Consider the following 12,423-nt stretch of genomic DNA (forward strand, 5'->3'; position numbering starts at 1 on the left):
TCCACCTTGGCTCGGATGCTGGCCTTGAGCTTCTCCAGCTGGTCTATCAGTGCGTCAATGGCGTTGTTTTCCTTGTCCAGCGCTTTGCGCTTGCCCGGGCGCATCGCCACATGCCAGGTGACGTCCTGGCGGGCATCGGGGCGCTTGTGCACGCCTTGGTAGCCCGCATCACCAAAGGCGTCTGTCTCCTGACCATGCAGCAAACTGTTGCCCTCGACGACGTCAGAGACGTTGCCCGAGGTGCCGCGCACCGTATGCACCAGGCCCGAGTCTGCGTCCACGCCAATGTGGGCCTTCATGCCAAAGTGCCACTCATTGCCCTTTTGGCTCGAATGCATCTCAGGGTCACGCTTTTTGTCCTTGTTCTTGGTGGAGCTAGGCGCTGCGATCAATGTGGCGTCCACGGCTGTGCCTGCTTTGAGCAGCAGGCCCTGAGCTGCCAGAAGTTCATTGACCGTGGCCAGAATCTGGTCGGCCAGTTTGTGCCTCTCCAGCCGGTGGCGAAAGCGCAGGATGGTGCTCTCGTCAGGCATTCGGCCATGGGCATCGAGCTGGGCAAATTCGCGGTAGATCGGGGTGTCAAAGAAAGCTTCCTCCATGCCCAGGTCCGACAAGCTGAACCACTGCTGCATGCAATGGATGCGCAGCATGGTCTGCAGTGCAAAGGGCGGGCGACCGTTCTTGCCTTCGGGGTAATACGGCGCAATCAGTTCAACCAACGCAGCCCAGGGAACCACCAATTCCATCTCATCGAGCAACTGCTGCTTGCGGGTTTTTTTGGTGCTCAGGTTCAGATCAAGGCTGCTTTGCTTCATGCGGTGAGACGATGCCACGGCCTGCTGACACCTACCAAACAGAAGGGGAGGTTTTGCAGGATTTCCCTAAAGAAGCCAGGATCGACCACCAGGATACGGGCATCTTCATCAATTGCAGGATTTTCTTCATCATCCTGACTGATCATGTCGAAAAGGCCGCCCGTGGGCTGAGCAACAACCTTCACTTGGGCAATCTCAACAGTGCGCTTAGGTGTAATCTTGTGCTTGCCGATGAATTGCCGTTCCAACTCGGCACGACGTGCTTCATCCTTGTACTGGTCTACCGGCAAACCAGTCACCAGCACATCCACTTCATTCATGCCAGAAAGAAGCAATCCAGCGTGGAAAAGCGCTTTATAGGAGGGAGTGCGGGGGTATTCAGAATGAAGAGAGCGCTCCCACATTTCAGCGCGATCAAAAGAAACCCCAGCGATAAAGGGCATGTCATCGACAAGAACATGCAAAAAATCGTCCTGATCCTTGCCGTCAAACCGCGTGCCAAAACGGTCAGCTGGAGCTGCCCCAGCGGGGCGAATGGCAGTTTGTATGCCTTCGTCACTGCGGCCGTATGCCAGCTTCAAATTAGAGTACCCAATGTCAAGCCCAACGATGTTCATTGCAATCCCTTGCTAAATTAGGAATTGCAATTCCACAGCAATTATTTGCAGGCTGTGTACTTCCAGTGAACTCTCAGTGTGCTCCCAGTGGCATCCAAACCTGGGCTGCCATCCATCTCTTGTCGCCTTTCTGTCGCCTCCTAGTCGCTCAATCTGGCCGTGCGTGGAGCTTCAAGCAAGGCTTGACACTGGTGCCAGCAATGGCCGCAAGTTGGATCATTTCCTACCCCACATGCACCCTAGTAGGGCTCATCTGGGGTCAGATATGTAAAACCAGCCTCTCCCCGCACTTTTTTCATGCTCACGCACTGTGCCCCCCACATGCACCCTATTAGGGTTCATGTGCCACCCCAGCGTGCGCCATTTTGTGTTGCTACAGCTAGGATCCATGCGCCCGGTTACCGTGTGCAGCTGCCACCCCACATGCACCCTATTAGGGCTCATCTGGGGTGAGAAATGCAAATCCAGCCTCTACCCCCACTTTTTTCATGCTCACGCACTTTGACCCCCACATGCACCCTATTAGGGTTCATGTGCCCCTCATCGTGCGCCATTTTTTGCGCCTCTGCTATGTTCCATGAACCCGGTTACCGGGTGCATCTGCCCCCCACATGCACCCTATTAGGGTTCATGGCATTTTTCAGAGGGAAGACTGCCTGCTTTTTCTTGTTGAAGATGAAAACCAGTGCCAAGTTCTCTGGGTGCATGTGGGGGGCAGATGCACCCACAGTAACTAGGTGCATGTGCCGGGGTAAAAATGGACATGTTCGAGGATGGCGTCAAAGCCATTGAGGGGTTGATTGAAGGCCTGTATGTGTAGGTTCTCATTGAACTTGCAAATATTCTCAGTACTTGCAAATCGCTGATATGGAAACGCCCGGCAAAGCCGGGCGTTTGTCATTGGGGCACCAAAGTTGATATCCACAACCCGAAGCAAATTCGGGCCTCAATCCTGCTCACTCCAGGAACAATCAACTAAATAACCCGCTCAACCCGACCAAACCCAAACGAACCCAAATCGAACCTTTTATACCTGACCACAATTGCATACACTGGCTCAGTTGCTGCCATTGGGGCGCAGCACATTCTGCTTGGATGCAAACATGGACGACCGCTGGCTCTCTGTCGATGAAATCGCCGACTACCTCGGCGTAGCCAAAGACACCATCTACACCTGGGTCACCTCCAAAGGTATGCCGGGACACAAGGTTGGTCGCTTCTGGAAGTTCAAGAAGGAAGACGTAGACGCCTGGGTACGAGAGGACGGTGCGATAGACAGACTACGCACTGGGAAGCTGGTGAATGAATAAGTCCGCTCGAAGGAGCGCTACGTGCGGCATTGTTGAGCTAGCGATCAGGAGAAATGTGTGAAGAAGATTGCATGTGTTGATCTGTTTTGTGGCGCGGGGGGCGTGTCCGAATTTTTGTGTAAACGGTTCGGACTTCAATTGACGGAGATGCGGTCTCCGAACTCGATGGTAAACCGCGTCAGCGCAGCCTTCCAATCCCGGATGGGCATGGTCCACTTCTGGCTGATGTTGCGCAGAGCCAGATAGAACAGCTTGGTCAGAGCCTCGTCACTGGGAAACGAACCTCGGTTCTTGGTCAATTTCCTCAGGCTCATGTTGACTGACTCAATGGCGTTGGTGGTGTAGATGACCTTGCGGATTTCGGGCGGGTAGTCAAAGAAGGGCGTCAGGCGGCTCCAGTTCCTACGCCAAGACTGGCCAATGGGCAGGTACTCGGCATCCCAGCGCTGCTCGAACTCCCCGAGCATCAGTTCAGCTTCTTCGGCGGTAGCGGCTGTGTAGATGCGGCGCAAGTCGGCCGCCACCTCTTTGCGACGTTTCCACGAGACGTAGTTCAGGCTGTGGCGCACCATGTGCACGATGCACAACTGCACCACCGCCTTGGGGAACACCGCCTCGATGGCCTCAGGAAAGCCCTTGAGCCCATCGACACAGGCGATGAAGATGTCCTGCACGCCGCGGTTGCGCAACTCAGTGACCACCTGCAACCAGAACTTGGCACCCTCGCTCTGGGACAGCCACAGCCCAATACTTCCTTCTCACCCGTCATGGTGATACCAATGGCGAGGTACACCGCCTTGATACGCACAGCCCCTTCACGCACCTTCACATGGATGCAGTCCAGGTAGACGATGGGGTAGATGGGCTCTAGGGGCCTGGCCTGCCAGGCCTTGACCTCGTCGGCCACGGCATCGGTCACTGAGGAAATCAGGCTGGGCGAGACTTCGGTGCCATACATCTCCTCCAAATGCGCCTGTATCTCGCGCACCGTCATACCTCGGGCATACAGCGAGATGATTTTGTCGTCAAAGCCTGCCCAGCGGGTCTGGTGCTTGGGGATGAGTTGGGGCTCAAAGCTGCTGTGGCGGTCACGGGGCACCGCGATAGACAGTTCGCCGAAATCGCCCTTGAGCGTCTTCTTGCTTTTGCCGTTACGGGTGTTGCCAGCTACATTGGAGACGGTCTCGTTACGCTCGTGACCGAGGTGTTCGGTTAGCTCGGCATCCAATGCTCGCTCAACCAGAAGCTTGGTCAATTGCTTGAGTAGACCATTCTCGCCAATCAGGTCTTCAGGTTTCTTGTAGTTGGCCAGCAGGCTGGACAAGAGTTCTTGAGGAATGTCGTGTTTCTTGGTGCTCATTGTGTTTACGGACTAGCCGGCTTGCGCCGGCGGTTGATTGTCCGTTTACACAAAATTCTGCACACCCTCGGCGCGGGTGGCCTCACGCATGGTTTTGTGAAAGAAGGCGTTCCAGTAGTTGCCGGGATTGATCTTGATCCGGCATGTGCGTTTCCCTACGAGGCTAACAATCCTGGGAAATTTATTCAGACGGACATCAAGCAGCTGACCGTCGATCAACTCACCAAGCTTTTCGATGACGCCGATTTGCGTGTCTTGGCAGGCTGCGCACCTTGCCAGCCTTTCTCCACCTATGCGCAACGCTATGAGCTAGATGGCAAGGATGGCAAATGGGGGCTTTTGTACGAGTTCGCTCGTTTGGCAAAGGGCACTCGACCAGATGTCATCACGATGGAGAACGTCCCGACCGTTGCCAAGCACGAGGTGTTTCACGACTTTGTCGACACGCTCAAGCGACTTGGTTACTACGTCTGGTTTGATGTCGTCGACAGCTCCCGCTACGGCGTGCCACAAACTCGCCGCCGCATGGTTCTGCTGGCATCAAGGCATGGCGACATCAGGATGATCGAACCTACGATCGATAAGCCCAAAACCGTGAGGCAGGCGATTGGTCGCCTGCGCGCACTGAGCGCAGGTGAAGCAGCACCGAGAGACAAGCTGCACGTTTCATCTACCTTGTCAGAAAAGAATCTCAAACGCATCAAGGTATCGAAGCCTGGCGGCACGTGGCGCGACTGGCCGGAGGCCTCATAGCACCACTCCTTGGCTTGCCCTGCTCTCTCTTGCCCGCCCTTTCTTGTCTACCCCCTCGTCTCTTGCTTCACCAAGAACCATGAAGTTGTTATCCATGGACGCAAGTCAGCAATCCCCCTTGTTCTCCCTCATGGCCAAGTTCATCGCGGCGTGAGTGCACCTCGGGCGTCTTGTTTTCCTCCTTATTCCCGGGGTTTTGTTTACTTGGTCTTCTCTATCAGGGCTTCGCGGGGTTATTCCACGTGAAGTCCCCTCGAATTCCTGGGCCAGTCAGAAGTAGAGGTTGGGGAACAGTTTGACACGGTACTCGACCGGAGGGATTCGGCCAAGGGCTTCATGGGGTCGATGGTGGTTGTAGCGGTGCAGCCAGTCGGCCGTCATGTCACGCACCTCTTGCAGTGAATCGAAGACGTAGCAGTCGAGCACCTCGGTGCGGTAGGTCTTGTTGAATCGTTCGACATAGGCGTTCTGCGTCGGCTTGCCAGGTTGGATGTGTTGCAGGGCAATGCCCTTGCTCTGCGCCCATTGGGCCAGGGCGTGGGCGATGAACTCGGGACCGTTGTCCAGGCGAATCGACAGTGGCGCACCACGCACCTCCACCAGTTCGTTCAGGGCCCGGATGACGCGAGCAGCAGGCAGGCTGGTGTCGACCTCGATGCGCAGCCCTTCGCGGTTGAATTCGTCGATGACGTTGAAGGTCCTGAACCGTCGGCCGGACCACAGCGCGTCAGACATGAAGTCGCAGCTCCAGCCCTGGTTGGGTTGGCCTGCGGCCTGCAGAGGCTGTTTGATGCGCGCTGGCAGCCGTTTCTTGCCGCGCCGCGGCAGGTTCAGCCGCAGCTCGCAGTACACCCGCCAGAGCACCGTCTTGCCCCAGGGCTTGCCCTGGTGGCGGGCACTGTCGTACAGCAAGCCGAAGCCGTGGCGCGGGTTCAGTGCCATGTGGGCCTGGATGAAGGTGATGACCCCGGAGTCGTCGCGTGCAACGGGCCGGTAGCGCAGTGTGGAGCGGGCGATACCACTGGCCTGGCAGGCCCGTCGCTGGCTCATGCCGTGCTCGGCCATGAGGGCTTGAACGACCATCTCGCGACGCTCCGGGGTTAGAGCTTTCGCTCAACGACGTCCTTGAGCGCGTGGTGCATGAGCGCCAGGTCGGCGTACATGCGTTTGAGCTTGGTGTTCTCGTCCTGCAGCTGGCGCAGTTGGGCCAGGTGCGAGACCGTCATGCCCGAGAACTGGCTTTTCCACTTGTAGTACGTCGGCTCGCTGATGCCGTGCTTTCTGCACGTCTCGCCGACCTTGGCACCCATCTCGACCTCCCTGAGGATGCCGACTATCTGCGCTTCGCTGAATCTGGATTTCTTCATGTAGAGACTCCGTCTGGGGGAATTCTCTACTTCCGGGTGGTTCAGGTTTTCAAGGGGACTTCACTCTTAGGAAGTCCTAGCACCACCAAATTGAAGGGCTCGGATAATCTCCGGGCCCTTTTTCTTGGGCGAAACAGATTGAGGCGGGCAACGTGTCTGACTCTTGCGAGGAGTAAGCTGGTGGGTATCGCGAAGAACCTTCAACCGCCGGACTGGGTGCGCAGCGGGGCCGAAATCACCGGCGGGCTAGATCTGCTGGGTATGCGCTTACCCGTCCAGTTCATCGGCGGAACCTTGCTCGATGGTGTGACCACGGTGACGCCATCGGTCCGCTATCTGGCGTTTCGCGCTTGGCTGGTTCATCGCTACGGCCAGACCGGACAAGCGGACGACTGGCAAACCTATACGGATTTTGCGGCGCGCATCGAGTCCGCGCTGGTGCTCGGCAATCTGACGCAGGATCGGACGATCAGCGGCCTGATTGGGGCTGATCAGGCATTGGTACACCTCGACGCTGGTACACCACATGTGGAAGTCTCTTCTTTGGTCAAGTCTCCGGCTTCCACGATTTACACCGGCCCCTCTGATCAACTGGGACTGAGCAAGACACGGGACAACCTGGTTCCGGCGCTGGTGGACACCCGGGGCCTCCCTTTGGCACTCGCGGTGCAGCAACGGCTGGCGCGTATTCCGCTACTCGAGCGCTTGGTGTCCGAACCCAAACTGACCCAGGCAGCGCTGGATGACTTGCGTGAACTGGGCGCCGTCGCCCGCATTGACCAGATCCCCGATGACGAGCGCGAACTGTTGCTGGCTGCCATCGTGCCAGCCAAGCCGCTGCCGAAGGAGCGGGCGCGTGTCGGCACCTACGCCGCCCTGCTGGCCTTGGCGGCCAAAAAGAAAGCGCGGCCCACGGAAGGTGATCTGTTCGACGCTGCCTGCTCGATGAACCGTTTTGGTGAGCCGCTACTCGATCAGGTCGCGGTAGGCTGGACTTTTTATGGCGTGCGCGATGCCATCGCCGTTACCCAGGAAGCGGTGCTGGCGGCTGTGATGAGCGAGATCATGGCCAGTCCGGAGGGCAGCCTGGCCGGTCTGGCGCGAGAGCATGTCGTCGGGGCGTTGATGGAACGCGTTGAAGAACACGACTCTGCCTTGCGCGACTTAGGTTTACTGAGTGCCGCCGAGTCGGTGACGTCCCTGTCATTCCGGGAGCTTCAACGACGTATCGATGCGCGCGTTTCCGCCGATAGCGTGAGCAGCCAGGGCGTGAAGCGCTGGCCCGATGCGCTGGGCGAACCTTTGTTGTACAAACGCGCCTTGAAATCAGGGGCGGGTGCGTTGTCCCTGGCTGTCGTGGCGTGGGTGCTGGCCGCCGCCCGGGTGGCGGATGCCGTGCGGGAAAACAATCCGCAAGCCGGCAGCCTGTCGTACCAGGGGTGGCGGCGCCTGGGCCTGCGCGATGTCATCCTGCCCGAGTTGGAGCGCTTCCACCGCGAGGATCGTCCGCTGCGCGAGGTCGCCGCAGAACTTGCCTACCGGACGGTGCAGCAGCATCTGCAAATCACGTGGTCGCGCTTGCAGGTCGATCTGCGCCGGGATGTGGCGCTGCTCACCGCCGAAGGAAATCAGTGGTTCTCGCGGGGCAAATCTTTTACCGCCGGGCGCACCGCATCGCGCATTCAGCAAGCCCTGGGCTGGCTCGGTCAGCTCAAGCTGATTGACGCGGGGGGCATCACGGCCGATGGCGATGTGGTGCTGAAGCGGGCCTTCGCGGTGTTGGCCGAAGAGGCTGCAGCATGAACCCCCGCCTGTTTTGCCGCGAGCAGTCGTATCACAAGGCTTTGCTGCTGACGTACTCGTTCGATCCGATTTTTTTCGAGCAGGTGGTGTTGCCCGATCTGTGGGCAGGGAGGTCGAGCGACATCCTTGTGCTCGGCGATCAAGCGCAGATCGATGCGTCGACGCAGTCGGCGGCCGGGCAACTCTGGCATCTTGGCAAGCACTACCTGCTTGCCGGTGCGAACCACACGGGCGCGTTCCATCCCAAGGTGTTTTTGCGGCTTGGCCCCAAAGAAGGGATGGTGCTGCTGGGCAGCGGCAATGTGACCAGTTCGGGATGGGGTGGCAATCAGGAACTTGGCACCGCCTGGATGGTGGGGCCAGAACACGCCGACAAGGGTGGCTGGCTGCACTCCTTCCTCGACAGCGTCTTGTCTTGGTGTGGCGGGGAACTTGAGTACGAAGCCGTGCGGCGCATGAAGGACGTGCCTTGGCTCAGCCTGACGCCCGTCGCGCCCGCCACGGAAAGTGTCGTGCTGCACAGCAGGCAGGGGCGCGCATTAGCGCCGGCACTCGCGCAGCGTTGGACTGGGCGACGATTCGACGAGGTGAAGATACTGACCGGATCGACAGACGAATCCGGTGCCTTCCTGCGCTGGGCGCATTCGATCTTCGGCGTTCAACAGGCCACGATTGCACTCACGCCGTCGTTGGCGAGTTTTGATCCCGACAAACTGGCGGATCTGCCCCTCAAGCTGCGCATCATTCCCGCACCGGCAGATCGTGCCATGCACGCGAAATTTTACTGGTTCGATGGTCCAGATGGGCCGGCTGCTGTCATGGGCTCGGCCAACTGTTCTGCCGCTGCTTGGCTGCTGGCACCGGATCAAGGCGGCAATATCGAAACGCTCGTCGCCTACGATCAGCCAGTTCCCGATGATTTTGCTGGCGTGCTCAACGTTTTTGCAGCACCAGCAAGCGATCCGGTCGATGTGCTTTTACCGAGGTCGCTCAATGCCAACGAGGCGGATGCCGCTGCACAGGTATTCCGCTTGAAGTCGTTGCAGTGGGATAGCGCAGGGCATCGTTTGCAGGCGGAAATCTCGCCTGCGCCAGAAGCAGGTATGAAGCTTGAGCTGGTGGTCGGGGGACTTCGGTTTTCAATGCAGCCCCTGCAAGGTGCTGCCGGGGCTTGGGTGTGCGATCTTCCAGGGGTGCTCGCTGCTGCGACGGTGTTCGCCAGTGTGGAAATCTTCCGAGGCGCTGAGCGATGGATAACGCTGCCTAGATGGGTAAATGACGTTGCCGCTCTCGAGCACGCCAGCCACGCGGCACGGCTACTGGAGCCATTCAAGGGGCTGGAACGTAACGCCACATCGACAGAGCAACGTCAGATGCTCGACGAACTGCAGGAAGTCGCGCACGCCTTGTTCAACGACACGGCAGCTTTCCGTGACCCGGGGTTCGGATCGGCGCGCAGCAAAGAGTCCAAGGACGATACTCCGGCCGCGCCGGTCAATCCGGCCGATTTGATCGTTCATCTGGAGGAACACCACGAGGGTTTGCCGAATTTCGGATCGGCTGCGCCGGTGGCATCCCTATCGCTGACCGGGATTCTTCGCCTGCTCTTTGACGGGGAAGCGGAAGAGAGTGCAGGGTCGGTCGCGACCAAAGACGAGGAGATCGACGAAGGGCAATTGCCCGATGATGAGAAAGGTGATCCCAAGAAGCTCACCGAGAGGACGGCGGCCACCTCCAACCCCGTGCCAATTGAGGACCGTTTTCGGGATCGCTTGGCGGCGCAGATATCCACTTTCCTCACCGAGATGTCTTCGGCGGGCTTCGCGGAACGGTGCTCGGCGACTCAGATGGTGCAGGCGGTTTCATTCCCGCTTGCGGTGGCAATGCGCGGGCAACGCAGGGGATGGGTGAAACCCGAGGTTGCAGAGCAATGGGCACTGGAAGTGTTTTCGATCCTCTTTCGAGGGAAGGCTTCAGGGCCTGGCGGACTGTTGCACACCGTCGAACAGCGTTATGCCGATAGCGATCAACATTCGACTTTCGAGGAGGTGGTCGGGGATGGCACGCTGTGGATGGTGCTTGTGGCCACACTAGGCCATTCCAGCTGGCAGGGCGTGGGCACGTTCATCGACAAAGCGGTCGCCCTGCGTGAGGTTTTTACTGCCCCCCAGCTACTGGCTTCCGCCGTGCCAGCAAGAGTCGCGGCGCTCATCGGAAGAATTCGCATCGACGACGCGCGGTCTTATCTTGCCGAGGTTGCACCAACGGTGACACGGCTGCTGGAGGAAATTGATTCCGAGTTGAGGCAAGTCTGGGAGGCGGAACTGCGCCAGCAGGGCGAGCGCGGTATCACGCACAAGGTCGGTGATTTGCTCTGGCGAGAAAAGGTCGGATGGGCAATATGCTTGGAGGATGTGTCATCGAAAGCAGGCCAGTCTATAAAGGTCCGGCTGCGAGGCAAGGAAAAGAATGTGATGAACGGCTACTACGTCAATGTTTCTGATCTGACCGGCCGGAACACTCTGCTGGCCGGCAAGATTCTGCAGCTTCGTCAGGCAGTTTCTACTGGGATGGAAAAACAGATGCACCAGCCAACATCGCGTGAGCTCGCAGCAACCCGCAGGAGTGCTATCTAATCAAGGTAGCCGGTTTTCCTTGCGTCAACCATCCGCAAGTCATGGTGGCCACTCTCAGGCGTTCCCAGACGCCTCGATGGTCATCTGCTGCAAGAACAGATCCAAAGCCTCCGCCGTCGGCTCTCCCCACAGCTCCAATGCGTACCAACGTCCAAAAAGGGATCGCACCATGGGATGTTCTAGCCCTTTGCTGGTACGTACATTCTTGGCGACTGGGCTGCTGCGGAAACGCTCCATGACGCTATGTACTTCGGTACTAGGCAGTTCCTTGTACACATTAATCGCATCCTGCGCCCTGGCAGTTAAAAAACGTTCCAAATTGCTCTGCTCACTGGAAGGTGCTGCCGGAGGTGGGGAGATCTCCTGTGTCAAAGCACGCACGGCAATGTTGTGCGCGTTCTTCAAAGCCCAACGAAAGTAGGCCGCAGGAGCATCCAGCGGTGCACTGCCAGGCGCACGCATACGCTCGCGCACCATGGCAAGGGTCGACTCGATTTTCTCGACGTTATTACTGGCACAGATGTCTTTGGCATCGTTTGCGCTAAATCCCAGGCGCCCTAGTGCCTCGATCAGAGCACTGTTGATCACAGGAGGGGCCGGGAAATCTAACGAGGGCTGCTTGTTTAGGCGCACCTCAAACTGCAACATCTCAACCTTGCGACCGCGCTTGTGCTCAATCAGGGCGCACTCAATGTCCGTTGTGGCATTGATTTCCGCCAGCGCTGGTTTGAGCACATCACGCTTGAAATACTTGTAGGGACTGAGCTCAGTTCCAACCGGAGTGCCTGTCAGTGCCCCATGCCAGTACTCGTAGCTCTCGATGCTTGTCTTGTGCGAAGGGTTAGTGGCATAGCGTCTGCAAATTTCGTATAACGCTAGGGAAGCACCCGCACGGAACATCCCTTGGTAATAGATGGATAGTTTGGTGTACGTGCCAGGGTTTTTTACTAGCTCAAACACCTCTGGAGGAAAGGCGTAACCAAACCACACTGTTCCCCCACGTTTGTTCAATCCAGAAGGATTGACGAGCTTGACAGAGGAGACTAATCGCTCACTGGTCCACTGATGCTCGTCCTCCATGTGAAGCTTGATGTTTTGCAGCTCTTCGATGTGCTCTTTGAGTAACGCCGTGTCTTTGCTGTCGTACGAAGCATCATGGGCAACCTCGGGCAATGGAACCCAAAAGTACTTGCGATTGACCGGCGAGTCGATAGGCGCGTTTTGGCCCAATGTGAGATTCTGAGCATGATAGAACATCACGTTAAGGATCTTGCGGGACAAGAGCGACAACCGTCCCTCGCGCAAACGCAATCCAATGGCTTCATTGGTTTTGCGAAAGCTCATGTTCTCCTGCCCGCTGGGGACAAGAGCCAGCGCGGTGCGGCTGCTTTTGGACTTTCGAGAGGTCGCCATGGTGAATGTGTGCTTTCACCATCATATCCCAAGGTGAAACACCGCCCTCACCTTTTGGTATGGTGAGTAGCAACATGCACCATTTTCACCACACTGCAGCTTTCGCTACCGCTCCCTGTAAAGACTCACCATGAAGGTCTCACGACCAAAAATCCCTGTAAAAGCTCACCTTGGCTCGGTCAAGGAAGTCACAGGCACCGCAGATTCATACGTATGAACGCCGTCCATCCCTGCAAAAGCTCACCTTGGCTCGGTCAAGGAAGTCACAGGCACCACAGGTTCATACGTATGAACGCCGTCCATCCCTGCAAAAGCTCACCTTGGCTCGGTCAAGGAAGTCACAGGCACC

Annotated in this window: 7 protein-coding genes and 2 pseudogenes; 4 read left to right on the top strand and 5 right to left on the bottom strand. The window is 57.8% G+C overall.

The window, feature by feature from the left end; genetic code table 11:
- Positions 1-815: IS5 family transposase (locus tag BN2503_RS17665; protein ID WP_054257929.1), on the bottom strand; the 815-nt coding region annotated here is incomplete at its 3' end.
- Complete coding sequence (locus tag BN2503_RS20265; RefSeq protein ID WP_139235559.1) at positions 812-1,432, bottom strand: ParM/StbA family protein; 621 nt, start codon at positions 1,430-1,432, stop codon at positions 812-814. The genes BN2503_RS20265 and BN2503_RS17665, both read right to left, overlap by 4 nt.
- Before the next feature lie 1,103 nt (positions 1,433-2,535).
- On the opposite strand from BN2503_RS20265, the gene mads1 reads away from it, so the two are divergent.
- Positions 2,536-2,742, top strand: a complete 207-nt coding sequence (gene mads1, locus BN2503_RS17675; protein WP_054257936.1) for a methylation-associated defense system helix-turn-helix domain-containing protein MAD1 — start codon at positions 2,536-2,538, stop codon at positions 2,740-2,742.
- Between the two features lie 134 nt (positions 2,743-2,876).
- Here the strand turns inward: mads1 and BN2503_RS17680 are convergent.
- Positions 2,877-4,102: pseudogene (locus BN2503_RS17680) on the bottom strand (IS256 family transposase).
- 36 nt (positions 4,103-4,138) lie between these two features.
- Here BN2503_RS17680 and BN2503_RS17685 point away from each other — a divergent pair.
- Positions 4,139-4,846 (top strand): annotated as a pseudogene (locus BN2503_RS17685) (DNA cytosine methyltransferase); the annotation flags it as partial.
- 279 nt (positions 4,847-5,125) lie between these two features.
- Here the strand turns inward: BN2503_RS17685 and BN2503_RS17690 are convergent.
- Positions 5,126-6,222, bottom strand: a protein-coding gene (locus BN2503_RS17690; RefSeq protein WP_233495122.1) for an IS3 family transposase whose coding sequence is annotated in 2 segments (ribosomal slippage) — positions 5,126-5,970 and positions 5,970-6,222 — 1,098 coding nt in all. Because the reading frame shifts where the segments join, the coding sequence is not laid out codon by codon here.
- Between the two features lie 180 nt (positions 6,223-6,402).
- Between BN2503_RS17690 and BN2503_RS17700 the strand changes: the two genes are divergently transcribed.
- Both BN2503_RS17700 and BN2503_RS17705 read left to right on the top strand, forming a co-directional pair.
- Complete coding sequence (locus BN2503_RS17700) at positions 6,403-8,025, top strand: hypothetical protein (RefSeq protein ID WP_054257933.1); 1,623 nt, start codon at positions 6,403-6,405, stop codon at positions 8,023-8,025.
- Positions 8,022-10,661: a phospholipase D-like domain-containing protein gene (locus BN2503_RS17705; protein ID WP_054257934.1), complete on the top strand. Its 2,640-nt coding sequence runs from the start codon at positions 8,022-8,024 to the stop codon at positions 10,659-10,661. Before BN2503_RS17700 ends, BN2503_RS17705 begins: the two co-directional genes overlap by 4 nt.
- A gap of 54 nt (positions 10,662-10,715) precedes the next feature.
- Here the strand turns inward: BN2503_RS17705 and BN2503_RS17710 are convergent, their stop codons facing one another.
- A complete protein-coding gene (locus BN2503_RS17710; RefSeq protein ID WP_054257935.1) occupies positions 10,716-12,074 on the bottom strand; it encodes a replication initiation protein in 1,359 nt (452 codons plus the stop codon).
- Positions 12,075-12,423: the final 349 nt, after the last annotated feature.

Source organism: Paenacidovorax caeni (assembly GCF_001298675.1).
Taxonomy (GTDB): Bacteria; Pseudomonadota; Gammaproteobacteria; order Burkholderiales; family Burkholderiaceae_C; genus Paenacidovorax; species Paenacidovorax caeni.